The organism is Algoriphagus sp. (assembly GCF_013373065.1).
Taxonomy (GTDB): Bacteria; Bacteroidota; Bacteroidia; order Cytophagales; family Cyclobacteriaceae; genus Algoriphagus.
The window spans coordinates 152,248-177,035 of record NZ_JABXIN010000013.1 but is presented as its reverse complement, the minus strand read 5'-3'; the positions used below and the strand labels follow the sequence as shown (position 1 = coordinate 177,035).

The 24,788-nt window shown below is 40.9% G+C and carries 27 protein-coding genes; 12 read left to right on the top strand and 15 right to left on the bottom strand.

Going from position 1 to position 24,788, the window contains the following annotated elements; genetic code table 11:
* Positions 1-52: 52 nt before the first annotated feature.
* Positions 53-334 (top strand): Kazal-type serine protease inhibitor family protein, encoded by a 282-nt coding sequence (locus tag HWE15_RS09755; RefSeq protein ID WP_290507337.1) that lies wholly within the window; start codon positions 53-55, stop codon positions 332-334.
* A 32-nt stretch (positions 335-366) separates the two neighbouring features.
* On the opposite strand, the gene glmS is transcribed toward HWE15_RS09755, so the two are convergent.
* The 3 genes from glmS to HWE15_RS09740 all read right to left on the bottom strand — a co-directional run bounded on the left by glmS (position 367) and on the right by HWE15_RS09740 (position 4,460).
* Positions 367-2,208 (bottom strand): glutamine--fructose-6-phosphate transaminase (isomerizing), encoded by a 1,842-nt coding sequence (glmS, locus tag HWE15_RS09750; protein WP_290507336.1) that lies wholly within the window; start codon positions 2,206-2,208, stop codon positions 367-369.
* A gap of 121 nt (positions 2,209-2,329) precedes the next feature.
* Positions 2,330-3,721 (bottom strand): DUF4270 family protein, encoded by a 1,392-nt coding sequence (locus HWE15_RS09745; protein ID WP_290507335.1) that lies wholly within the window; start codon positions 3,719-3,721, stop codon positions 2,330-2,332.
* Positions 3,648-4,460 (bottom strand): glycogen/starch synthase, encoded by an 813-nt coding sequence (locus HWE15_RS09740; RefSeq protein ID WP_290507334.1) that lies wholly within the window; start codon positions 4,458-4,460, stop codon positions 3,648-3,650. Before HWE15_RS09740 ends, HWE15_RS09745 begins: the two co-directional genes overlap by 74 nt.
* Positions 4,461-4,552: 92 nt before the next feature.
* On the opposite strand from HWE15_RS09740, the gene panC reads away from it, so the two are divergent.
* The 6 genes from panC (at position 4,553) to HWE15_RS09710 (ending at position 9,831) form a co-directional block, all read left to right on the top strand.
* Positions 4,553-5,434 carry a pantoate--beta-alanine ligase gene (gene panC, locus HWE15_RS09735; protein WP_290507333.1) on the top strand — a complete coding sequence of 294 codons (882 nt, stop codon included), beginning with the start codon at positions 4,553-4,555 and terminating at the stop codon, positions 5,432-5,434.
* Between the two features lie 25 nt (positions 5,435-5,459).
* Entirely contained in the window at positions 5,460-5,807 is a 348-nt protein-coding gene (panD, locus tag HWE15_RS09730; RefSeq protein WP_290507332.1) for an aspartate 1-decarboxylase, read from the top strand.
* Entirely contained in the window at positions 5,807-6,811 is a 1,005-nt protein-coding gene (locus HWE15_RS09725) for a lysylphosphatidylglycerol synthase transmembrane domain-containing protein (protein WP_290507331.1), read from the top strand. The genes panD and HWE15_RS09725 overlap by 1 nt, the downstream gene beginning before the upstream one ends.
* A 30-nt stretch (positions 6,812-6,841) precedes the next feature.
* Complete coding sequence (locus HWE15_RS09720; protein WP_290507330.1) at positions 6,842-7,528, top strand: zinc metallopeptidase; 687 nt, start codon at positions 6,842-6,844, stop codon at positions 7,526-7,528.
* Between the two features lie 97 nt (positions 7,529-7,625).
* The gene (locus tag HWE15_RS09715) at positions 7,626-8,765 is read left to right on the top strand and encodes an acyl-CoA dehydrogenase (protein ID WP_290507329.1); all 1,140 of its coding nucleotides are present in this window, start codon (positions 7,626-7,628) and stop codon (positions 8,763-8,765) included.
* Between the two features lie 139 nt (positions 8,766-8,904).
* A complete protein-coding gene (locus HWE15_RS09710; RefSeq protein ID WP_290507328.1) occupies positions 8,905-9,831 on the top strand; it encodes a helix-turn-helix domain-containing protein in 927 nt (308 codons plus the stop codon).
* On the opposite strand, the gene HWE15_RS09705 is transcribed toward HWE15_RS09710, so the two are convergent.
* The 4 genes from HWE15_RS09705 to HWE15_RS09690 all read right to left on the bottom strand — a co-directional run bounded on the left by HWE15_RS09705 (position 9,817) and on the right by HWE15_RS09690 (position 11,962).
* Positions 9,817-10,575 (bottom strand): geranylgeranylglyceryl/heptaprenylglyceryl phosphate synthase, encoded by a 759-nt coding sequence (locus HWE15_RS09705; protein WP_290507327.1) that lies wholly within the window; start codon positions 10,573-10,575, stop codon positions 9,817-9,819. The genes HWE15_RS09710 and HWE15_RS09705 overlap by 15 nt on opposite strands.
* Positions 10,568-10,945, bottom strand: coding sequence for a hypothetical protein (locus HWE15_RS09700; protein ID WP_290507326.1), 378 nt, complete (start codon positions 10,943-10,945; stop codon positions 10,568-10,570). Before HWE15_RS09700 ends, HWE15_RS09705 begins: the two co-directional genes overlap by 8 nt.
* On the bottom strand, positions 10,929-11,300 hold the full coding sequence (locus HWE15_RS09695) for a phage holin family protein (RefSeq protein ID WP_290507325.1): 372 nt from the start codon (positions 11,298-11,300) through the stop codon (positions 10,929-10,931). Before HWE15_RS09695 ends, HWE15_RS09700 begins: the two co-directional genes overlap by 17 nt.
* Before the next feature lie 62 nt (positions 11,301-11,362).
* Entirely contained in the window at positions 11,363-11,962 is a 600-nt protein-coding gene (locus HWE15_RS09690) for a YkgJ family cysteine cluster protein (RefSeq protein ID WP_290507324.1), read from the bottom strand.
* 173 nt (positions 11,963-12,135) lie between these two features.
* On the opposite strand from HWE15_RS09690, the gene HWE15_RS09685 reads away from it, so the two are divergent.
* From HWE15_RS09685 to guaB, 3 genes are all read left to right on the top strand, one after another.
* Positions 12,136-12,858: a TIGR00730 family Rossman fold protein gene (locus HWE15_RS09685; RefSeq protein WP_290507323.1), complete on the top strand. Its 723-nt coding sequence runs from the start codon at positions 12,136-12,138 to the stop codon at positions 12,856-12,858.
* The gene (locus HWE15_RS09680) at positions 12,858-13,796 is read left to right on the top strand and encodes a lytic transglycosylase domain-containing protein (protein WP_290507322.1); all 939 of its coding nucleotides are present in this window, start codon (positions 12,858-12,860) and stop codon (positions 13,794-13,796) included. The genes HWE15_RS09685 and HWE15_RS09680 overlap by 1 nt, the downstream gene beginning before the upstream one ends.
* Positions 13,797-13,967: 171 nt before the next feature.
* A complete protein-coding gene (gene guaB, locus HWE15_RS09675; RefSeq protein ID WP_290507321.1) occupies positions 13,968-15,446 on the top strand; it encodes an IMP dehydrogenase in 1,479 nt (492 codons plus the stop codon).
* A gap of 42 nt (positions 15,447-15,488) precedes the next feature.
* Here the strand turns inward: guaB and HWE15_RS09670 are convergent, their stop codons facing one another.
* Positions 15,489-15,965 (bottom strand): GNAT family N-acetyltransferase, encoded by a 477-nt coding sequence (locus tag HWE15_RS09670; RefSeq protein WP_290507320.1) that lies wholly within the window; start codon positions 15,963-15,965, stop codon positions 15,489-15,491.
* A 62-nt stretch (positions 15,966-16,027) separates the two neighbouring features.
* Between HWE15_RS09670 and HWE15_RS09665 the strand changes: the two genes are divergently transcribed.
* Positions 16,028-16,801 carry a type III pantothenate kinase gene (locus HWE15_RS09665; RefSeq protein WP_290507319.1) on the top strand — a complete coding sequence of 258 codons (774 nt, stop codon included), beginning with the start codon at positions 16,028-16,030 and terminating at the stop codon, positions 16,799-16,801.
* On the opposite strand, the gene HWE15_RS09660 is transcribed toward HWE15_RS09665, so the two are convergent.
* A complete protein-coding gene (locus HWE15_RS09660) occupies positions 16,798-17,469 on the bottom strand; it encodes a peptidoglycan DD-metalloendopeptidase family protein (protein ID WP_290507318.1) in 672 nt (223 codons plus the stop codon). The two genes, HWE15_RS09665 and HWE15_RS09660, sit on opposite strands and share 4 nt — an antisense overlap.
* 104 nt (positions 17,470-17,573) lie before the next feature.
* Here HWE15_RS09660 and HWE15_RS09655 point away from each other — a divergent pair, with 104 nt between their 5' ends.
* The gene (locus tag HWE15_RS09655) at positions 17,574-18,518 is read left to right on the top strand and encodes a pyridoxal-phosphate dependent enzyme (protein ID WP_290507317.1); all 945 of its coding nucleotides are present in this window, start codon (positions 17,574-17,576) and stop codon (positions 18,516-18,518) included.
* A gap of 14 nt (positions 18,519-18,532) precedes the next feature.
* Here HWE15_RS09655 and HWE15_RS09650 read toward each other — a convergent pair whose 3' ends face one another.
* The 6 genes from HWE15_RS09650 to ccsA all read right to left on the bottom strand — a co-directional run bounded on the left by HWE15_RS09650 (position 18,533) and on the right by ccsA (position 24,770).
* Positions 18,533-19,588 (bottom strand): oxidoreductase, encoded by a 1,056-nt coding sequence (locus HWE15_RS09650; RefSeq protein WP_290507316.1) that lies wholly within the window; start codon positions 19,586-19,588, stop codon positions 18,533-18,535.
* Entirely contained in the window at positions 19,585-20,211 is a 627-nt protein-coding gene (locus tag HWE15_RS09645) for a response regulator transcription factor (RefSeq protein ID WP_290507315.1), read from the bottom strand. The genes HWE15_RS09650 and HWE15_RS09645 overlap by 4 nt, the downstream gene beginning before the upstream one ends.
* A gap of 35 nt (positions 20,212-20,246) precedes the next feature.
* Positions 20,247-21,002 carry a sensor histidine kinase gene (locus HWE15_RS09640; RefSeq protein ID WP_290507314.1) on the bottom strand — a complete coding sequence of 252 codons (756 nt, stop codon included), beginning with the start codon at positions 21,000-21,002 and terminating at the stop codon, positions 20,247-20,249.
* Positions 21,002-21,751, bottom strand: coding sequence for a hypothetical protein (locus HWE15_RS09635; protein WP_290507313.1), 750 nt, complete (start codon positions 21,749-21,751; stop codon positions 21,002-21,004). Before HWE15_RS09635 ends, HWE15_RS09640 begins: the two co-directional genes overlap by 1 nt.
* Positions 21,752-21,762: 11 nt before the next feature.
* A complete protein-coding gene (locus tag HWE15_RS09630; protein WP_290507312.1) occupies positions 21,763-22,131 on the bottom strand; it encodes a molecular chaperone DnaK in 369 nt (122 codons plus the stop codon).
* A gap of 119 nt (positions 22,132-22,250) precedes the next feature.
* A complete protein-coding gene (ccsA, locus tag HWE15_RS09625; protein ID WP_290507311.1) occupies positions 22,251-24,770 on the bottom strand; it encodes a cytochrome c biogenesis protein CcsA in 2,520 nt (839 codons plus the stop codon).
* Between the last annotated feature and the right edge of the window lie 18 nt (positions 24,771-24,788).

The following is a 24,788-nucleotide window of genomic DNA, read 5'->3' as shown; positions in this document are numbered from 1 at the left end:
AATCGCATCGCAAAAGTAAGGATTAATTCTCGCATGGATGAGGCCTTAGCGCTTGCATGTATCATTTCCGCCCCTACTTTCGTTTACAAATGGTAATTTGCAAGTAATGAAAACCATTCGGATTTCTATTTTCATTTTTATTGCCTCTGGCTTGTTTCAATGCTCGGAAGATACGCAGTTACCTGATTGTATCGATGAATCGAAAATTAATCCAGATGCAGGATGTATCGCCGTCTATCAACCGGTCTGCGGATGTGATGGGAAAACCTATGGTAATGAATGCACAGCTATCAATGCCGGGGTCACATCATTTACCCAGGGTACATGCGAATAAAAAAATTAAGGCCCTGATAAAGGGCCTTATGATTATTCCACAGTAACTGATTTTGCTAAGTTTCGTGGTTGGTCCACATTACATCCTCTCATGACGGCGATGTGATAAGAGAGTAATTGCAAAGGAACTACAGCTACTAATGGAGCAAAAGCCTCGTGCGTTTCAGGAATTTCGATCACATGGTCCGCCATATTTCGCACTTGGGTATCACCTTCCGTTACGACAGCGATTACCTTTCCTTTGCGAGCCTTTACCTCCTGAATATTGCTGATCACTTTTTCATAGGAACTATCCTGTGTCGCGATGAAAATCACAGGCATTTCTTCATCGATCAAAGCAATCGGTCCATGCTTCATTTCTGCCGCAGGATACCCTTCTGCATGGATATAGGAAATTTCCTTTAACTTCAGCGCTCCTTCAAGAGCAACAGGGAAATTATACCCGCGACCTAGATACAATGCATTTCGAACATCCTTGTACTCGCCAGCGATGTACTTGATGATATCATTAGTTTCTAATGCCTTTTCTACCTTTCCTGGAATAGCTTCCAATTCATGTAATAATTGAATGTATTTACCTTCAGGAAGCGTACCTCTATGAAAACCTAGCTTCAAGGCCATCATAGCTAAGACAGAAATTTGAGCTGTAAAGGCTTTCGTGGAAGCAACCCCAATCTCAGGTCCGGCATGGGTATACGAACCGGCGTGTGTTGCTCGAGGAATAGATGATCCAACCACATTACAAACACCAAAAATCGTGGCTCCTTTAGATTTTGCTAACTCAATGGCAGCCAAGGTATCTGCTGTTTCTCCCGATTGAGAAATTGCGATTACAAAGTCCCGATCGTTAATAACCGGATTTCTGTATCGGAATTCAGAAGCATATTCCACTTCAACCGGTACACGGGCAAATTCTTCAAAAAGGTATTCGGCAACCAATCCTGCATGCCAAGAAGTCCCACAAGCCGTAATGATAATTCGCTCGGCATTTTGGAACTTATTCATATAATCCCGCAGTCCTCCCAGAACCAATCTTCCAGACTTCGCATCCAATCGGCCCCGAAGACAGTCAGCAATAGACTTTGGCTGCTCGTAGATTTCTTTGAGCATAAAGTGATCGTAGCCACCTTTTTCAATCGCTTCCAACTCCAATTCCAATTGGTTTATATAAGGATTGGTCTCTACATTTTCAATGGTTTTTACCTGAAGACGATTGTTTCGAATCACTGCAATTTCATAGTCATCCAAATAGACCACTTTATTGGTGTACTCAATGATAGGTGTTGCATCAGATGCTAAAAAGTATTCGTCTTCTCCCACCCCAATCACCAACGGAGAACCTTTTCTCGCAGCAATAAGCGTATCCGGCTCTTCCAAATTGATTAATACAATCGCATAGGCACCGACAACCTTATGAAGAGCAAGTCTAAGCGCTTCTTCCAATGAGCAACCATTATGAAGCTGAATATCCTCAATGAATTTGATGAATACTTCTGTATCGGTTTCAGACTGGAAAGTATAGCCTTTTTGCAGCAAGTCTTTTTTTAGAACCTCATAATTCTCAATGATGCCATTATGGATCATGGCTAGTTTTTCTGAGGAAGAATAATGGGGGTGCGCATTTACATCGTTAGGTTCCCCATGGGTAGCCCAGCGGGTATGACCAATTCCTATCTTTGAATTGATTTCTCCATTGGATTCCAAATGCTTTTCGAGTTCGGAAACTTTCCCTTTTTTCTTGTAAATACTCAGGCCGTTTTGATCTAACAATGCAACTCCTGCACTGTCGTAGCCTCTGTATTCCAACCTTTTTAATCCTTTGATAATAATGGGCAAAGCCTCCTGCTGGCCCACATACGCAACAATTCCACACATATTGAAAAATTCTTTTAGGTAGTCAGAACTTGCACAAAGAAACAGGTTTCGTGCCAAAAAAAAGAATCCACTTCCTAAAAATTTGAAAGTGGATTCGAACAACTTTTTCGAAATCGATTGATTAGCGGATTTTTGAGTATATCACCCGAACCTTAAATCGATTGTTTTGAACTACAAATTGGCGCAACGACCGCTTAAAATCATCACCCGTTGTTTCTGAGGAGTTTCCATAGAGAAGCCAATCCTTTCGAATTACATCTCCACGGTAAATCCCATTGATATAAGAAGTGATTCCCAATCTGTAAACTTCTTCATTTTGGATATAGTTACCAATTGCCGGGGCTATGACCGCAGGTTGGAGTTGCTCATTTTCATCCAACACATTTTGAGGCTGACCATCTCGTTGAATAGTCAAAGGCTGACCATCTCCTCGAGTTAAAATTTCATTGGAATCATCCGTGAAATAGGAAACAAAGAATGCTGGAGGATTCTGACCTTCTGGTACAGTTTCAATCTCTCCAATCTCTAATTGCACTTGCTTGAAAATAACCCCCGATAAGGTGTCCAAAAACGTATCCAAAGGAGAACTGTCGATTTTAATCGTCATCCCCAAATTCGCTTTCATCCCTACCAAATCCCCTGTTTGATAGGCAACCTGTTTTTCTTGGACAATTTCTGTAAGGGTCCCGCTTCGATCACTCTTCACACCATTAAAACTTCTAGAAGAAGCTGTAATAATTTCATAAGAGGTAGCGACTGTATCTCCGGGATAATGGAAATAGGTCAAAATAGCAGTCCGTGAACCAAGGTTTATCCCGATAGTTGTATTATCTCCTTCTCTTGCCTGAATCGCAATACCCGGAAAATATTCTCGGAAAGTAAAAATATTGTTGAATTCGGTACCTCGTTTAAGTTTTCCAAAAAGTTCTTCAGAAAACTCTGGTGTTACCGGAAATAAAACCGTGGAGTCCTTGGTCTCCCCAAATTCAATTTCCACACTGGCAATCGGTTCCTCTTCAAATGTAAGTTCACTGAAGTTGTAATATAAGGTATCCCGAATGGGCTCCGTCAATCGGTGTACACTGTAGAATTTAGGCTCATCCAAATCCTGCCCATTCACCGACACTACATCCATTGAAAAGAAGACAGAATCCAGAATGGCTTCAGCCTTAGGACGTTCATCGGTCGCTTCAAAAAACATCCGGGTATAGCCCGTGCTTGAAGTTTTCCCGAAATAGGGATCTTCCTCTTCTCCAACTACCAATAAACTTTGATTGGTCGTGTTAAAAGAGTCCAACAGCACGACTTCCGCAGGAAGTTCGAATTCAGTAAAGAAAACACCTACTTGGTTGTTTCCTGGATCCAATTCGATCCCTACGGAAGACGGGTCAGAACAAGAATTTAAGAAAATAGTGAATACAAAGGCGAGGGCTGTCCACTTAGCCTGCCAAATTGTTGTAGATATCGTAAAGCTCTTCGTGAGCCTGTTCCTCTTCTTCAATGCTGATTTCAAACTTCTTGTCTTTAGAGAAATCCTCAATTAGTTGGTTTAATTCATCGGAGACTTCACCACCCTTGACTACCAAGTCGGCGTATTCCATACCCATGCGGATAAAGCCTTCGAAGTCTTTGCTTTCCAAAGGTGCTAAAATCGTGTCATCAATGTCCACCATCTTAACCTTGTTTAACAAATCATCGCCAAAGGTATGAGAAAATCCATTGTTGTAGATAGCAAAGACGGATTTTGTGTTCTTAAAGAGAGGTTCGTTTTTATAGGTAGTCTTCAGATACATAGGAATCAATGAGGTCATCCAGTCATTGCAATGAACGATATCCGGAGCCCATCCTAATTTCTTGACCGTTTCGATCACTCCTTTACAAAAGAATATGGCCCGCTCGTCATTATCCTCGTAAAACTTTTCTTGCTTGTCATGAAAGACACTCTTACGCTGGAAGTAATCCTCATTATCAATGAAATAAACTTGCAATTTTGCCTGTGGAATGGAAGCCACCTTAATTACCAATGGCTTTTCTTCGTCTCCTACGGCGATATTTATCCCTGAAAGTCTTACTACTTCATGAAGTCGATTTTTGCGCTCGTTTATAAGCCCAAATCGAGGAACCAAAATCCGAATTTCCATTCCACGCTCTTGCATGGCTTGAGGAAGGGTCCGTAAGAAATTGGCTACTTCTGAAGTTTGGAGAAAGGGGTTGATTTCACTGGCAACGTAGAGGATACGTAGTTTGGACATATTAATTGTTTTTTAAGTAAAGTGATAAACAACGACGCAAAGATAATAAAAAAAGCCTGAAAAGCCTTGTTTTTCTGAATATTAATCTAGTTTTGCGACAACTTCCCCAAGCTATTTCCTATCGCATGCAGGTATTTTACACAGGAGCCGAATGGGCAACCATCAGGTCCAATTTTCATGCAGAAAATCTAAGCATTGGCCTTGTCCCTACGATGGGAGCCCTACATGAAGGGCACCTTGATTTGGTTGCGCAATGCGTCAAGGCTTCAACAATTTCCGTCGTTTCCATCTTTGTTAACCCCATCCAATTCAATAACCCTGAGGATTTCGAAAAGTATCCATCAAGCCTCCAAGAAGATTTGGAATTATTAGAAAAAGCGGGTGTAGATTATGTCTTTGTTCCGGAAGTTAAAACCATGTATCCACAAGAAACCAAACTGCGGTTTGATTTCGGATCAGTAGAAAGGATTTTGGAAGGAGCTTTCCGGCCCGGCCACTTTAATGGAGTCGGAATCATCGTTTCTAAACTTTTCAATATCATACAACCCGACCTCGCTTTTTTTGGACAAAAAGACCTTCAGCAAGTAGCCGTCATAAAACGACTTGTTCAGGATTTATCCTTTCCGATTGAATTGAAAATTGTCCCTACCCGAAGAGAAACTGACGGGCTTGCTTTGTCTTCAAGAAATAGAAGATTGAGCCCTGAGGATCGAAAAAAATGCCTGATTCTTTACGAATCAATGATTCTTGCACAAAAGGAACTGTTTGAAGGAAAAAAATGGTTGGAAGTCCAAGGAGAAATTTCGCAAAATTTTAAGCATTGCGAAGGAGTAGAATTGGAGTATTTTGAATTGGTTGAACCAGATCAATTTGAACTACTAAATGAATTTGATCCTAATCAAAAAGTATCCATTTGTGTTGCAGCCTATGTAGGACCTGTCCGATTAATCGACAACCTCCCGTTAAATGCTTAATTTTGCGGGCTGAAAAACTAAACCAATGCATATTCAAATCATGAAGTCCAAAATCCACCGGGTGAAAGTCACTCAGGCGGAACTTCATTACGTGGGATCCATTACCGTTGATGAGGATCTAATGGATGCTGCCAACATCATCGAAAACGAAAAAGTACAAATCGTTAACATCAACAATGGGGAGCGATTGGAAACCTATGTCATCAAAGGTGAACGTGGAAGCGGTCAAATTTGCCTCAATGGTCCAGCAGCTCGAAAAGTGGCAGTTGGTGATATCATCATTATCATTTCCTATGCAGGAATGGATTTTGAAGAGGCAAAAAAATTCAAACCCGTTGTTGTATTCCCAGACGACCATAACCGACTGATCTAATGCTTCATCCCCGAATCAAACAAAGTATTCAGGTAGTGCTTTCCCTTGGATTGGCACTCTGGATTTTTTGGTTTCTCTATCGGGATATTGAAATAGACACCCTGTGGCGTCAAGTCACAACCAGCAATTGGTTTTGGATCGGATTCTCCTTACTCATTTCACTTTTTGGCTTTTGGCTTCGAGGCTGGCGATGGACCTTGCTAATGGATTTTCAAGAAGGCAAAAAAGTCAATTCAGGAGAAGCTTATCATGCAGTCATGGTAGGATATCTTGCAAACTTACTCGTTCCCCGAGCCGGTGAAGTTGCTCGTTGTGGCATTTTAAGCCGTACCATTGGGATGTCTTTGGGACATTTGTTAGGAACAGTGATCGTGGAACGAACCATCGATTTATTATTCCTATTGGGAACTATCCTGATCGCATTTTTGGTCGAGAATCAGTTATTTCTAGGCCTAGCAGATCAATTAATCAATTTGGACCTTTTGTTCCAGAAGGCCTCTCAAAATCTTCCCCTTTTAATAGGCGGAGTAGGAGTCCTTGTTTTATTCCTTTATTTCCTATTTAAAAAATTCCGTCAAAACAGCTTCATTCAGAAAGTTCAAGGATTTCTTCGCGAAATTTTTTCAGGAGTAAAAGGAATTGCACGATTGAAAAACCCTTGGGGATTCTGGATCAGCTCTGTTACTATTTGGGTCATCTATTTCTTAACTATGTATGCGGTGTCAAAGGGCATCGTCAGTACTGCCAATTTGTCAAGCGGGGAAGTACTTTTGGTCATGGTAATGGGCAGTATTGGCATGGTTGCGCCAGTCCAAGGGGGGATCGGTACCTTCCACGCACTGGTGGCCTTTATTTTGATACAATTGGGAATATCCGAGCAGGATGGAAAAATCTTTGCGGCAATTATCCACGGGACTCAGCTCTTTTTGATTCTAATTGCGGGCTTGATTTCTTGGATTTATATGATGCAAAAACCTGTTTGGAATAAACAAACGACAGTTTAAATTCGTAAGCAATCCAGAAATAAAAAGACTATGATTATACTTATTGTTATTGTTTTTGCAATCCTTGGCTTTGTGGTAAGCAGCCGATTGAAAAGCAAATTTAGAAAGTACTCCCAAACGGCGCTTCAGGCCAATCTATCAGGTGCTGAAATCGCAAAACTTATGCTAGCAGATCATAATATCCATGATGTTCAAGTAGTATCCGTTGAAGGTCAATTGACTGACCATTACAATCCAATGAATAGGACGGTAAATCTGAGCCCAGATGTATATTATGGCCGAAATGCAGCAGCAGCAGCCGTTGCTGCTCACGAATGTGGTCACGCTGTTCAGCATGCATCGAGCTATGCTTGGTTAAATTTCCGTTCAGCCATGGTACCCATTCAAAATATTTCCGGGAAAATTTTGAATATTGTCCTAATTGCCTCTTTGTTCGGAGGTTTCGCCTTGGGACTTCCTTATGAGTTCATTGGATTTATTGTGGTAGGTGCTTATGGAATCATGACCTTGTTTACACTTGTGACTTTACCAGTGGAATTTGATGCTTCCAACCGAGCATTGGCCTGGGTGAAAAATCGAAATATTGTAACTCCCCAAGAATATAACATGTCAAAAGATGCCTTAAAATGGGCTGCAATGACCTATGTGGTTGCTGCATTAGCCTCTTTGGCAACACTTGCTTACTATATATTTATTTTCTTTGGGAATCGAGATTGATTCAAATCAAAATTAAATTCGTAAAGGGGCAACATTTTGCCCCTTTTCTTTTTTTAACATAAATTCCGATCCGAAAATAAATCCGAATAAAACAGAGATGAATTTCCAACTTACTGAAGAACATTTAGCTGTACGAGACGCAGCTCGTGAATTTACCCAAAGTGAACTTCTTCCCGGTGTCATCGAACGGGATGCAGAAGCCCGATTCCCAAAGGAGCAAATCCAAAAAATGGGTGAGCTGGGATTCATGGGAATGATGGTTGATCCAAAATACAATGGGGGTGGAATGGACACCATTTCCTATGTATTGGCGATGGAAGAAATTTCCAAAATCGATGCCTCTGCCTCAGTGTCCATGTCAGTGAATAATTCCTTGGTATGTTGGGGCTTAGAAAAATACGGGACAGAGGAGCAGAAAGAGAAATACCTGAAGCCATTGGCGACCGGTGAAATCCTTGGAGCCTTTTGTTTATCTGAGCCAGAAGCAGGCTCTGACGCTACTTCCCAACGGACGGAAGCAAAGCTAGCAGGCGATCATTACGTATTGAATGGCACCAAAAACTGGATCACAAACGGGTCTTCCGCAAGTGTATACTTGGTAATCGCCCAAACAGATGCTAGCAAAGGTCATAAAGGAATTTCCGTATTCATTATTGAAAAAGGATGGGATGGATTTATCATAGGAAAAAAAGAAGATAAACTAGGGATTCGCGGAAGTGACACGCACTCCTTGATGTTCAATGATGTTAAAGTCCCAGTAGAAAACCGGATTGGAGCTGAAGGATTTGGTTTCACTTTTGCCATGGAAACTCTTAATGGAGGCCGAATTGGAATTGCTGCCCAGGCCTTAGGAATTGCTGCAGGGGCCTATGAGCTCGCTATTGCTTATTCCAAAGAACGAAAAGCGTTTGGCAAACCAATCAGTCAGCACCAGGCCATTCAATTCAAACTAGCAGATATGGCTACTCAAATTGAGGCTGCCCGTTTGCTGGTTTACAAAGCCGCATGGCTCAAAGATCAAGGTGAAGATTACGCCCATGCTTCAGCGATGGCAAAACTTTATGCATCCGAAGTTGCGATGAATGTAACCATCGAAGCAGTTCAGGTTCATGGAGGCTACGGTTACGTGAAAGAATATCATGTAGAACGGCTCATGCGAGATGCAAAAATCACGCAGATCTATGAAGGCACCTCAGAAATTCAAAAAATAGTAATATCTAGGGGCATTCTTCGCTAAGAAAAGTCATGAAATTTTGAAGGCGCAATTCAAAAAATTGCGCCTTTTTTAATTTAATTTCACTTTAAACCCTTATTTGTATAAGATCCTAATTGGAAAAATACTATTTTTGCATATCGGATAATATTGAAAAAAAATAATGGAATATTACAATAAGGTAATTGAATCGGTAAATATTAGATTTTTAAGAGGCTTCAATTATCAAGTTGAAAAGCCTGTTTTCATTCCTGACCATAAGGAATTTGACAATATGCTGATTTTGCTACACCATGGAACCTTAAAGTTTGGTGAGGAGCAAGAAATCGTCAATGAAGGAGAAGTACTTTTTTTACCGGGAGAAAAAAAGACAGCACTGACCATTGGCGGAGGCAATAAACGGGCTGAAGTTCCAATGGAAAATTTCCTTGAAAATAAACGGAAATACCTGCAGAGTATCAGTTTCAAAGACATCCGAAACGCAGAGGAAGACTGCATCTCTGTTGTAAGCTTTGAGTCTAAAGTCTTTGATGTAGTAAACTTTTTCAATAGCCTAGATATTCCGGCTTTTATCATTCGATTCAATGATCGAATCGCTATTTTGATTGAGGATATTATGAAGGAACTGGAACAAAGCAGTGTAGGAAAAGAGCGAATCCTTCGATCCCTCACAGAAGCCTTGGTGATAGAGGTGTTGAGACATATTTTGAAAAACCGTCTTTTTGTAGAAGAACTCTCAACAAATGTTACCTACTTCAAAGACCCTCGGCTTATTGAGTTGTTCAAATACATTAAAACCAACTTAGGCGGAGATTTGTCCAATAAGGTTTTGGCTAAAGTAGCCAATGTTTCAGAAGATTATGTGGGTCAGTATTTTAAGATGTTGACGGGAATCAATCCACAAGACTATATTGAATACCAGCGCATGGAAGCAGCAGTCGACTTACTCCGAACAACCAAAAAATCGATTCGTGATATTGGAAAGGAAGTAGGCTATAAAGATACTGCCTATTTCTGTCGAAGATTCAAAATGATGTATGGCGTTCCCGCAGGGAAAATGCGCCGAAGAGAGTCATTAATTAACGTGTAATCCAGCATTCAGAAAACGCTTCAAATTCAAGACCTCAGTTAAAAAGCTGGGGTCTTTTTCTATTTGATTTCCGATAACCACCAAATCTGCCCCTCCTTCAAAAGACTCGTGAACTTTTTGCAAGTTAGTTAATCCCCCTCCGACAATCAGTGGGATCATTATTTCTTCGGATACACGTTGGATTACCTGAGGCGCCACTTTTGAGGATGCCCCGCTCCCTGCATCCAAATAACAAAAATCCATTCCCAAAAACTTACCTGCCAATGCTGTATCCACAATTAATTCCACATCCTGATTCAGGAGAGGTAAGGTTTCAGACTTTCGATGAACACTGCAGATTTCCCCATCATTGACCAAAATATAAGCGGTTGGGAGTGCTTCAAGAGAGGCTTTCTTGATGGATTGAGCAGCACGAACTTGTTGGGTGATGAGGTATTCGGGATTTTTCCCTGACAGCAAACTTAAAAACAAAATCGCATCTGCTTCTGAACTTACTTGCTGATGAGATCCAGGAAATAGAACTACGGGAATATCTGAAACTTGCTCTTTGATGAATCTGACAAAAGCATCGAAATCAGCAATTTCATCCTGACTTCCCCCAATAAAAATAAAATCGAGCTCCAACCCATCCAATGATTCCCAAAAGGTAGATGGAATGGCTTCTGCTTTTAATTTTCCAGGATCAATCAGCCAGGCAACTCCTTTTTTTTGATTTTCAAAAAGGTGCTGAATTTTTTTACTCACCTTTTTTGATGGGGTCGGCATCTTCTGGATCAATCAATTTTTTCAACAATTTCTCTTGAGCCAAGGCAAAACCGACTAATAATAAACGCTGGCCCAAGCTTGGCCAAAAGGTAGATTTTTGAGTTTTGGAAAGTTTTTCTTCGAGCTCTTTATCCAACAACCCTTCACGCTCCAGTACCTCCAACGCTTTGGCTGTTTTTCGATTCTTTTTTCGTTTAGAGGCCTTAACCAAGGTATACGCCAAAAGGCCTCCAGCAAGAACTGCTCCCCCGACCTTCAACCAATCTTCAGAATCTTTTTTTAGCAAGTCCAGTTGCTTTTGGAGGGTTTGTTCCAACTCCTCTGCCTGGTTTTCAAGCTCCTTCTTCATCCTCTTTTTCTTTTTTGGGGCTATTACTAAAGATAAAATTGCTCATACCTCCCTGGATTTCGCGTCGAATAGAAGGAGAATATCGAAGCCAATAGAGTCCGACAACCAATAAAAGATAAAGAAACCCAACCAAAAGAAAGCCTAGATAGGGGGATTCGAAAAGGCCACTTAAGAAAAACGCCAATGCAAGACTGAAAAACAATAAAACCAACAGCATCAATCCTCCAATAATAACAAGCAGCAGCACACGAGTGACTACACCCATCACCTGATCTTGGATTTCCTCCTTGATCAAATTCACCCGTGTTTCAACGAGTTTACGGATGGTTTGGCTTATTTCTGAAATGTTCACCATAACAAAAGCAAAAAAGACGGTTTCAATGCTCTAATATACTCCAATTGCCAAGAGCAAAAAAATCAGAGCTCCTCTGCCGATTCAGATTCTTCATAGAACTTAAATTGTAAGACAGTCTCTATGGCAATTCGGATCGCCTGATTAATTGGCATGGTTTGACTCAGATAATTATCAATATCCCGAAGCTGACTATAAAAGGAAGCAGCTAATGGAACATCCAGGTCTTCCTGAATCGCTAAGGTTGCTTGCTTGTATTGTTCAAATTTATGCTCCTTGAGCACTTTACAGATAATCAATTCCTTCAGCCCATGCTTATTCTTACGTGCAGCACTGGCAAAAAGTCTACAGATCAACCCCCGTGAGGTATGATTGCTACAAAATCCTTTTGATTCATCTTCGGAAGTAGGCCGGTAAAGCAAACAAAATCCATCTTCACCCAAGCTCTCCAAAATCCGGAGACTTGCCTCGATGGCTCCCTTTTCATACAGCTCAAAAGCCAACGGAAGGAACTCCAAAGGACTGGCAGGAATAGTTGGATTGGCACAACACTTTCCACAACCTACCACACATCCCAAATCCGCCCTTTCAGCAAAAGCCCTACTCTCAACTTCAAGGTCCCGGAACAATTCCAGAACAGCTTGAGACTTTTCGCTTAATTTCAAGATTTCAATAATTCGCCTTCAAAATTACCACCAAAACCACCTACTTGATACCAGCTCCTTTAAAATTTTTCTACCTTCACAGTCCATTGTTTGATCGTTTTTAAAAAATTTAATTTCAGAATCTACGACCAATTGCGGAATGATTCGTTTTGTAAGAAAATACCATTTGACCTATGACTAACCAAGAGATTAAAAAACAAGAAGACAGAATTAGACAAGCCTTTAAAGAGCGAGATTGGAGCGAGATAAAAAGCGCAGATTCTTGGGCCATTTTTAAGGTGATGTCGGAGTTTGTAGAAGGTTTTGAAAAATTGGCGAAAATAGGTCCCTGCGTTTCCATTTTTGGTTCCGCCAGGACCCCTAGAGATCACAAGCATTATCAAATGGCTGAAGAAATTGCTGCCAAATTAGTCCGACATGGCTATGGTGTTATTACTGGAGGTGGACCGGGTATCATGGAGGCAGGTAACAAAGGGGCGCACTCTGAAGGAGGAAAATCCGTGGGTCTGAATATTGTTCTCCCCTTTGAGCAGTTTAATAATATTTACATCGATCGGGACAAACTCTTGACCTTCGATTATTTCTTTGTCCGAAAAGTCATGTTTGTGAAATATTCACAGGGTTTTGTGGTTTTACCGGGTGGCTTTGGTACTATGGATGAATTCTTCGAGGCGTTGACACTAATCCAAACCAACAAAATAGGCCGTTTCCCAATCGTTTTAGTAGGAAAAGGATATTGGGATGGACTAGTGGACTGGATCAAAAAAACCCTTTTGGATCATAACTACATCAGTCCTGAGGATATGGACTTGTTCTCTGTCGTGGAAAATGCCACCGAAGCAGTTCAAGTTATTGATGACTTCTACAGTAAATACCTACTCAGTCCAAACTTTTAATGAACAGACAGCATTTTCTCATCATCTATGGATTACTTGCCCTAAGTCTAGGTCTGGGAGTCTATTTGATTTTTCAGCAGGCTCCCACTTCTTCCAACTCTGGTTCCGGGTATCCAATTTCTTCCCAAGGTTTTTTGCCGCAACCTGTTGATTCTGTCCGAATTTTTCCCATTCCGGAAAACTTGAGTTTCGCAGGAGAACCTGTACCACTAGATCAGCAGGATATTTTGGAACGACTGGAGCGGGAGATTTATGTGAATGCCTACTGGCAGTCCAACATGATCCTATTGATGAAGCGATCTGGAAAATATTTAGATGAAATCACCAGGATTCTGAAAGAAGAAGGCATTCCTGAAGATTTCAAGTACCTGGCGATTGCAGAGTCCGGCTTGATGAATGTCACCTCGCCTGCTGGAGCCAAAGGATTTTGGCAATTTATGCAGGGAACTGCAAAAGACTATGGATTGGAAGTTAGTAGAAACGTGGACGAACGTTACCATTGGCAAAAATCAACCTTAGCAGCCACCAAATATTTGAAGGAGGCATACTCTAAATTTGGAAATTGGACCTCTGTTGCTGCTAGCTACAATATGGGTCAAACCGGTTTTTCAAAAAGACAAAAAGAACAACTAGAAGAAGATTATTATCACCTACTCCTCAATGATGAAACGAGTCGATACATGTTTCGGATTTTGGCTTTTAAGGTCATTTTTGAAAATCCGAAAGCCTATGGATTCAATCTTCGGGAATCTGATTATTACAAAGATCCTCCACTGCATGTGACCGAAGTAAATCAAGATATTTCCAATCTCGCACAATGGGCCAAATCCAAAGGTTACACCTACAAGGAATTAAAAATTTATAACCCTTGGTTAAGGGAACGAAACCTAAATGTTCGAAGAGGGAAAACCTATCAAATCCTGTTGCCCGAAAAGTAAATCCAACATCTCAACGATTCGAGTAAAAATCACCTCTTTGGCGAAGATTATTTTCTATTTCAAGTAGTATTTGGTCAGATTCCAATTATTTTTCTTGTAGGCTTGCGTTGGCCTGAGAAATTGTTTGTACATTTGGCGGGCAAATAGGGTTACCTCAAACCGATATTTGCTATGAATCGAAATTCCGATAAGTTCCTCTTTGAAGCACTCACCTACGACGATGTGCTTCTTGTCCCGGGTTACTCAGAAGTACTGCCCCGAGAGACTAACACCTCTACCCAACTCACCAAAAAAATCCGCTTAAACATTCCACTTGTGTCTGCTGCTATGGACACGGTGACCGAAGCTGAGCTTGCAATTGCGATTGCATTGGAAGGTGGACTTGGTTTTATTCACAAAAACATGTCCATTGAGAAGCAGGCCGCCCAAGTTCGAAAGGTGAAGCGATCTCAGGCGGGGATGATTTTGGATCCAATCACGCTTGATATTGACGCCAAAGTCAAAGATGCTGAGGCTATTATGCGGGAATACCACATCGGTGGAATTCCGGTAGTAGATGAAAATAGAGTACTGAAAGGCATTATCACCAATCGGGATCTTCGATTTATCAAGGACCACAACCTCCCTATCAAATCCATCATGACCAAGGAGAATCTGATAACTGCTAAGTCTGGTGTATCCTTGGAGCAGGCAGAGGAAATCCTTCAGGAATTTAAAATCGAAAAACTTCCTATCGTCGATGACGAAAACAAGTTGACGGGCTTGATTACCTATAAGGATATTCTGAAGCGAAAAGACAAACCGAATGCTTGTAAGGATGAATATGGTCGACTTCGAGTAGGAGCAGCAGTGGGTGTTACAGCAGATATCGTCGAACGGGTTGATGCCTTAGTTCAGGCTGGAGTGGATGTAGTTTCCATCGATACAGCTCATGGACATTCGAGAGGAGTAATCGATACCTGTAGAAAAATTAAGGAAGCCTTCCCAGATTTAGAAGTAATCGTAGGGAATATTGCCACTCCTGAAGCTGCCATCGCATTGGCGGAAGCGGGAGCAGATGCCGTTAAAGTCGGTGTAGGACCTGGATCTATTTGTACCACACGAGTTATTGCAGGTGTGGGTGTTCCTCAACTTTCTGCTGTTTTTGAATGCGCAGAAGCCCTAAAAACCCGAAATGTCCCTGTCATTGCAGATGGAGGAATTCGATATTCAGGTGATTTGGTAAAAGCTGTTGCAGCAGGAGCTAGTTCCATCATGATTGGATCTCTTCTCGCAGGTACTGAAGAAGCTCCCGGGGAAATGATCATTTTTGAAGGCAGAAAATTCAAAACCTACCGAGGAATGGGATCTTTGGAAGCCATGGAATCTGGTTCAAAGGACCGTTATTTCCAAGATGCTGAAGATAATATCAAAAAACTCGTACCGGAAGGAATCGTTGGTAGAGTTCCTTATAAGGGACTGGTGGCCGAAGTTCTTTACCAATTGGTAGGGGGGCTTCAAGCCGGAATGGGCTACTGCGGTACCAAAACAATTGAAGATTTACAGAAAAATGGACGCTTTGTGAAAATCACAGCTGCCGGGGTAAAAGAGTCCCATCCTCACGATGTAAGTGTCACGAGGGAGGCTCCAAACTACAGCCTAAAAGGATAAAACAAATAAAAACCCAACGATACTCGTTGGGTTTTTTCTTGCTTATGCAAGCAGTTTTCGAATCTCATAATCCTGCAGATGCGCATTAAGCCAACCTGCCTCTAGATCTGCCCCATATTTTTTATAGAAATTAATAGCGGGCTCATTCCAATCCAACACCTGCCACATCATCCCTGTACAATTCTCTTCCAAAGCCTTTGCCATCACGCGCTCAAACAACATTTTACCGGCGCCATTTCCTCGCTCGGACTCGGTTACTACAATATCTTCTAGATACATCCGCTTCCCTTTCCAGGTGCTGTATCGGTAATAGTAAATGGCAATTCCTATGATTTCCCTTGTTTCATTTTTTTCACAAACATATAAACCATAGACTGGATTGGGACCAAAACCATCTTTCTCCATCATTTCCACTGTATTGGTCACCTGCTCGGGGGCTTTTTCGTAAAGGGCTAATTCTTTGATAAGCGCCAATACACGTGGTAAATCAGGAACTTTTCCTTCTCGGATGCTATACATATTTCTTTAGGATTTAAATTTTCATTAAGGAAAGCCTAAATTAGACAAAACCTTTAAATCGCATGTTTTTAGCCATTGATGCCGGCAATTCGAATGTGGTTTTTGCGCTTTTCGACGAAAAAACCCAAAAGTGGACGAACCAGTTTCGATTAGAAACAAAAACGGATCGACTTATTTCCCAATTGAGCAAAAAAGTCCCATTATACTTTTTAGAACATGATATTCATCCGAAAGATATCTTACAGATCGGCTTCAGCTCGGTAGTTCCTGAAATCCAGGATACCATTCAAGAATTCTGTCAAAATTTCTTTGGGAAAGAAGCCTATTTGATTTCCCCCAAAAGCTATAAGAAACTTCCAATAGTCGCCCGAAAACCCAATGAAATAGGCACAGACCTGATGTGCAATGTCATGGCGGCTTGGAACAATTATCAGCAACCTTTGATTATCGTTGATTTTGGAACTGCCCTTACCTTTACTGTAGTTGACGAAAAAGGAAAAGTATTGGGAGTGAATATCGTTCCCGGTTTACAAACGGCGATCAAGGCTTTATTTATGAACACCTCCAAGTTGCCGGAAGTATCTTTGGAATTCCCAAAATCCGCCATTGGTCAGGACACCATTCATGCAATCCAGGCAGGTATTCTTCATGGATATACGGGATTGGTAAAAGGCATGCTTGAAACTATCCGAAATGAAAAACCACTCCCTTTTAAAATCATCGCAACCGGAGGTCTTTCGGCTATATTGACGACGCTTCGAGATGAATTTGAAGAAATTGATCGCTACTTAACACTGGATGGAATCCGATTGATTACCCAAATCAACCAAGCTTAATTCTCGGAAGGAAACCTTAAAATCAAGTTTGGGTCTGGGCAGTTAGACGCATAGCGCTCTATTTCTCGCTGGGAGCAGACCCCAGGATAATCCCCCCAATTTCCTTCCATATCCCACATCAATTGAAAATGTAAATGTGGGGGCCAATCGCCATTTTCAGGATAAGGCCCCACATGCGCGATTTTTTCTCCTTTTTTAAAAACCTTTCCTTCCGAATAATGTGAAAGGTCCGATTGTGCTAAATGCCCATAAAGGCTAAAAAGTTTTTTACCGTTTACTTCATGCTCTAGGATCAACGTCGCTCCATAATTTCCAAAACCAGCATTGTCTTGAAAGCTGTGAATTTTTCCATTCAAGGGAGCAAATACTGGCGTCCAAGCATCACACCATAAGTCAATACCCAAATGAATGTTTCTGAAATCAGCCTGGTTGGTAGCAAAAACTTCTGATCGTTGATAAATAGCTCGGTTCTCTAAATATCCACCTATCCCATACTTTTTCTTCGCTGCCGCCAATATGCCAAAAACAAATTGATTGAAGGACTCCGTATTCCCCAAATCTACCTTTTGCAAGGCTTGATTCTGGGCACTAAAATCCATCTGTAAAGTATTTTCAGCTGTTAACGCTTCCCCCATTATGGGAAAGGGGGCTAGTTTTTTCCAATCCATACCCGAAGAAAATCATTTGAATCAATCCAAAAAAGAGATTAGAAAATTATTGATCAAAGGATTTAAAATGACCAATGATTTTTTAATTTTCAATTATGAAAGACATGACTTTTCCCACCCTGAATGATATCAAATTTGCGTTGATTCGGATCAAACCCTTCATCCATCGAACGCCCATTTTAACATCTAGCGCTATTAATGAAATAGCTGGCTGCGAGATTTTTTTCAAATGCGAAAACTTTCAAAAAGTAGGTGCTTTCAAAGCGCGGGGTGCAGCTAATGCAGTCATGAAACTTTCTGAAGAAGAACGGGCAAAGGGAGTGGCAACACACAGCAGTGGGAACCATGCTGCTGCCTTGGCAAGAGCAGCTCAGGTAGTCGGAATCCCCGCGTACATAGTCATGCCTTCCAATGCTCCTGAAATCAAAAAAAAGGCCGTTCGAGGGTATGGTGGAGAAATCATCGAGTGCGAACCCAATTTGGTGGCAAGGGAAACAACTCTGGAAAAAGTTGTGAAAGAGACAGGCGCCACATTTATTCCCCCTTATGATTATATGGATGTGGTGGAAGGACAAGCTACTTGTGCCTTGGAATTTTTGGATGATCAACCGGATTTGGAATGCTTGATTGCACCTGTAGGTGGAGGGGGATTGTTGGGAGGAACTGCCCTATTAGCTCACTATTGGGATCCGGATGTGCAAGTTTATGGTGCCGAACCAAAAGGAGCAGATGATGCATACCGATCCTTAAAAGCCGGAAAAATTATTCCCCAAACCAACCCTCAAACTATCGCAGATGGATTGCTAACCTCTTTGGGTGAGATCAATTTCGAAATCATCAAGCGTTATGTGAAAGATATTTTATTGGCTACTGATCCCCAAATCATCGAGGCGATGCGACTTATTTACGAGCGTATGAAAATTGTTATCGAGCCCTCCTGTGCTGTTCCTTTAGCGGGTCTATTGGCAAATAAAGATAAATTCAAAGGAAAAAAAGTAGGAATTATACTTTCCGGGGGAAATGTGGATTTGGGGAAATTGCCTTTTTAGGATTCTTGAAGCTTTTACCAGTTTCCTTCTGAACGATGAACTCTTCGTTCCTCTTTGGAGCTCAAAAAGGCGGCTTCGATGATTTTGAGAACGCTTATGGTTTGCGCTACTGTAACGCTTAGATCCTCTCCATGAAGAATCGCATCTGCCACATTCTGATAGAGCACCCGATAATCTCCTGGTAAAGTAGGAAAAGGCTTCGTCTCATTTTCAAGATATAATTTCCCCCAACTTGCTTCAGGCTCTATTCCCCAATTAGCTCCTTCGGGTTTGACACCTGATTTAAATGCTGCTTCCTGGACATCTAAACCATATTTCTGGTAAGATCCTTTTTCACCTAATAGCAAAAACTTCGGAGTAGGCGCGTTGACTAAAACTCCAGCTGTTACTCTTGCTTTTTTATCTGGGTAAAACAAAACAATGTCAAAATGATCGTCAGCGATAGCTCCGTCCCGTTGCTTTTGAATATCAGCCTGAATGGCATCCGGAAGCCCAAAAAGCAAAACGACCTGATCAATCAAATGCGAGCCGAGATCATAGGTAATCCCATTTCCCGGCACATCCTTCTCTCTCCAATTCTCCGAAACATTTGGACGGAAACGATCAAAATGAGATTCTAGATAGACTATTCTCCCCAAAATATTTTGAGAAATCAATTGCTGAACAGTCTTAAAATCTCCATCAAAACGCCGATTATGAAATACAGAACAAATCAAGCCTTGTTGCTTAGCCACTTTTTCCAACTCTTCAGCTTCCCAAGAATAAATCGTGACAGGTTTGTCTACTACTACATGCTTTCCGGCTTCCAAGGCCTGTTTAGCCATGGGAAAATGAAATTCATTAGGGGTAGTAATTACCACAAGGTCAATATCTCCTTGCTCTAAAAGGGAGTCAAAACTTCTAAAAGTCTTAACCTTTGGATATTTTTCTTCGCATCGATTGGAATGCCGCTCTACCACAGCTGCCAACTCTAAATCTGGGCAAACATCAATCAAAGGGGCATGCATCTTTTCGGCAACAGATCCATAACCTACAAGGGCTACTTTTAATGGAGAGGAGGTCTTTCTCATAAGTTCATTTCGTAGGCCTTGTTGACCAATTCAATACTGGATTTAACCCCCAGTTTGGAAAAGATATTTTTTCTATGGCTTTCAATAGTCCCTACACTTAGTGTCAATTGAGAGGCAATTTCCTTGGAGGTTTTGCCATCTTTGATAAGTTGGATGATTTCGACTTCACGTCGGGAAAGCTTATACCGCTCCCTGAATGAATCGTAAAATGCATTAGGGCGTGCTTGCTCAATAATCCGGTCAAAACTGATAAGGTGTCGTCCTTCGTGGACTTCACGAATAGAAAACACCAACTCATCTGGATCTGCATCTTTCAGAATAAATCCATCAGCGCCTTTTTCTACACACTCTTTAAAAATCTTCTCCTCATCATACATGGAAAGAACAATGACCTTGGAAGGTATCTTGGAAGCTTTGATCTTTTCTAAAACCTCAAAGCCATCCATTTCAGGCATGTTTAAATCCGTCAAAACAATATCTGCCTGATTCTCTTTGAGAAAATCAATCAACTCAAGGCCATTTTTAAATAGACCAAGAATTTTGAAATCTTTCTCTTCTTCCAACAATCCTTCAATCCCTTTGGCAAATAAAGTGTGGTCGTCTGCGATAGCGATTCGGATCATAGTTGAAGCAATTAATTCTAAAATAGTAGGAAAACTTAGATTGGCAAAGAAAGAATAATGTCAGTCCCCTTTCCGGGTGATGAACTGATTTGGAAGGTCCCACCTATGGTTTCCATTCGTTTCCGAAGATTATTCATACCACTTCCTTGTGTAGGCACGGAAGTATCAAAACCTTTTCCATTATCAATAATCCGAATCAGCCTATGACCATCCTGCTGCTCCAATGAAATATGGATCAAACTAGGCGATGCATGCTTGATGACATTGTTAAGACATTCCTGGATAACCCGAATCAGCACTAGTTTTTGATCTTTATCCAAGCTCCAATTTTCCCCTTCATGCTTAAATTCAACTTCACAAAATCCCGTTTCTTTGATTTTGTCCAATTGCTGAGCGATGAACTCTTCCAAGGAAAGCGTCTCTACCCAATCCAAATTCAGGGTTTTGGATAGACCTCGGACTTCAGAAATTATTTGATTAATCAACTGCTTTCCTTCCGCTTGTTTCTCTGGTTTGGAGGAAGCCAAATAGAGTTTGGAAAGAGAGAGCAATTGGCCAATATTATCATGCAATTCTCTTCCAATGTGTTTTAGTGTATCCTGCTGAATTTCACTTTCAATATTCAAGAGCGTCTTCTCATATTCTGCTTTGATTTGGTCCATTTTCTGCTTGTTTTGGACTTGACGCTGCCTATGCAAAACAACCATCGAAACGACAAATGTGGCCATAATGGCCGCCAAAAATGCTCCAGAGAAAAGGATAAAAATAATTTGGTTATCGTCTGCCCCCATTACTTTTTATTCAAACTGTATATAAAATTACTACCAGTAAATAATATCCTAAGGAATACCCCTAAAATAAGAAGGTAAAGAACCATCGATACGGTATTGAAAAATTTATAGACAGGGACATTTTCAAAAGCAAGGTATTCGAAAGCCACGTCTCCTAGAAAGACGATCACCATTTGAAAAAGTATCAAAGTCATATACCAAAAAGGCCAGTAAGTCAAGGGGTTTATAGAAACAAAATAATCTTCGGCAACCAAATCAATAAAAAACAATCCACTTGCGATAATGATTAGCCCATTTCCTAAGAAGTATAGCAAAGGTTGAAAATTAGTAATTTCTGAATTGGGGGATACATAGAGAAAAAGGCAATAAGAGCTGAAGATGATCATTAGGAATAAAACCGCATTCTTTTTCCTTTTTGAATGAATATTGAACCAAAGAAGCAGCAAAAACAGAAACTTAGAAACCTGATAATTGAAGATATTATAAACCCAAAGGTTCCATCCCTGAAAGGGTTCATTCGAAATCAATTGATGAATCTTTTCATTAAAGCTCTTATTAACCATCAAAAAGGCTCCCATAAACTCATAGAAAAATACGACCACAACAATCAGAAAAGGGATCAAAAACTCAGGTTTTTTCTTTTTCTCACGACTGAGTAAAGAAAAGAAAATAACAGCCAGCACACCAAATAGGTATACCAAATAACCATAGTAGTTGCCCTCTATTCTAGATAAAAAATCATTTACCACAGGAATACTATTTATTCACATTTTGGAGGGCAGGTCTCACCCCGATTGTAATAGTCTCCTTCATCCCCTTCGAGATTGCTTTCCGAATCATCCACAGGCTCCATTACCAAACTCAACCGACCGATATATTCTTCGGGATTTTCAGGGTAAAATGCTCTTGCCGTTTCTTCGGTATATTCAGTGAAGAAAAATTTTATTCCACCTTTTTTGGGGTCTTTTGCCGCTTTGCTTAAAACCTCTTCTAGTGTTTTTCGATCAAAAAATATCCATTTGGTCTGATTGTCTACATCCCGTTTTGGACCACGCCCAGGCTTCCCTTTTCGGATTTCCTGATCGTATTTCTTTTGCATTTGCTCAAAATCTTTCTTGGTAATTTTCATAGTAAAAGCTTTCTCAAACTGGTTATAAAAAACAAAACAAAGTCCTGAAGATATAATTTTTCAACACTAGTAAAAATAAAAAAAGGGGCCAATGCCCCTTAAATTCAATGCATGGAAGTTTATTCCATTCCTTTATCTCTCATTTTTTTGAATTCATCAAAACGACGATAAATCGCGACAGTAAACCCAATCAAAGTAATAATGGAACCAAGCCAAAGAATATTGATATAAGGCTTGACAATCGCCTTCATCACCACATAGTCTTTTTGATAGCGGTTAACTTTGAAAACGAACTTATTTTGCTCCGGCAGAATATTATCCAAGGTTACGCGAATTCCCAATTCATTATCTACTACAGGAATTTTCCCAACCTGATTGTTTCGGATGATAAAAGTGGGTTGAAGGACTTTTTCTACATCATAATCCAAAATCCGCAAATTCGCCCGAACAGCTACATCTCCTTCTTGAAGCACATAATCCTCCACTTGGTTCAAAACTTCCGCCCCATCAAAATAAGTCACAAAATCAGCAATGTGGAACTGCTCATCCGGAGTAACTTCGTAGAATTCATCTTCTTTCCACTCGGGATCAGAATAATCATTCATCGCAGCCACATAGGTATAGAGGTCACGATTTAAATAGATTTTAGAATCAGGAGATGAAATCAAGCCTCCCATCCCTTCATTAAACTGGGACATCGGAGCAAGGGAGAATTTCAGAACCTCATTCTGGAAATAATCGATTTTGAAATAATCGTTTTCCTCCAGAACCAACTCGACTACTTCCCCCTTCTTAAAGTAATCTTTGAAATCTTCCAAAGCGATGGCTTCGTTGACATTCCCTGTAGATTCCAGGATTTTGGCAGGCACATACTCTGGCACACCTACTACTTTTTTCTGACGACCACGATAAATAACCGTGTAGTCTTTCATTTGAGTAGGCTTGTTTATCCAAAGAAGCACATGTTCCTTATTAAGCTCATCTTCCCAGGAATTGCTGTATGTCAAGCCAGACATATTGATGGAAATCGTTTCTGAATAACCGGAGCTAAACATGATCCCAATCAAGATCATCCCTAACCCAATATGTGCCAAAGAGCCTCCGGCAAGCTTGAAAGTAGATCTTTTCAAAAGACGGGATAGAATCACAGAGTTGGCAACGATGGTGAAAGTTCCGGCAATCACAATAATCATATATCGCCAATCATAAACCTTCGTAAGTACTATAACCAGGGCGGCAATCACCACCGAAATAATATATGGTGTCAACAGGGCATCTTTCAATGCTTTCTTATCCATCTTTTGCCACCAGAAAAACTGCCCTACTGCTGTCAGCAAGGCTAACGCGATTCCAAACCAAAGTTGAAATTTGGTATAAAACTCCACTTGGTCTGCAGGAGGTGCCAGGTTACTAATTCCACCAAAACTTTCCACCAAAGCATTCCACGCTGGAATAGATGTAGGAAGAATGACCTGAAAGCCCATCAATCCCAAGGTTGTGGCACCAATAAAAATCCAGAACTCTCTGGAATAAACGGAAGCTTCACGTTCGGAAGTAGGAATATATTTCCAAGATCGAATGGTGAAGAATAAGGCCACAGCTGTAAAAAACAGCATGTAAATCAAAAGTTGACCGGATAGTCCCAAATCGGTAAAGGAATGCACAGAAGCATCTCCCAATACGCCCGAGCGCACTAAAAATGTGGCATAAAGCACCAAAATAAATGACAAAATGACCAGTACCATGGAAGTCTTTAGTGCTGTACTGCTCTTCTTAAAGGTAATCATGGTATGGACTGCAGCCACCAAAATAAGCCAGGGAACATATACTGCATTTTCCACAGGATCCCAGTTCCAATACCCTCCAAAGTTCAAGGTCACATAGGCCCAATAGGCTCCCATCAGGATTCCCATTCCCAAAATCATAGCTGAGAAAATCGCCCATGGCAAAGCCGGTCGAATCCATTCGGAATAGCGTTTCATCGCTAAACCACCTATCAAGAATGCAAAAGGAACCAACGTGGAAGCATATCCCAGGAATAGCGTTGGAGGGTGAATAACCATCCAAATGTTCTGCAAAAGCGGATTCAATCCCGTTCCATCTTCAGGAACAAAGTCAGGATTAATTTGAAAAACCGGAGCTTGGGTTGCATCTCGAAGCAATATGAAAGGAGAGCTTCCAATTTTCAAATCACCCACCACAACTCCCAAAATCATCGAAACCAAAAATGCCTGCACCAAGGCAAACACAATCATTACAGGAGCTTCCCAAAGTTTATTGGTATGGATCAGAATCAAGCCAAGAACAACATTCCAAAAGATCCACAAGATGAAGGCACCCTCTTGACCTTCCCAAAAACTGGAAATCATGTAATGAACTGGAAGGGCCTTACTGGAATGAGAATATGCGTAAAAGTATTCGAATCGGTGATTGTAAATGATCTCAAATAGTGAGAACGCAATCATTGTACTTGAAACCGCATGGATGTAAAAAGAAATCCGGCTGAATCGCTGCCAACTTTTCTTTTCCAGCTCATTGGCTTTAAAGTATTGATAATAAGCAAAGGCCGTCACCAATGCACTCACAAAGGCCACGATAGTCATCAAATGGCCTAAATTCCCGATAAAGGTATTGATCATGGATTTTTTTCTATTGCT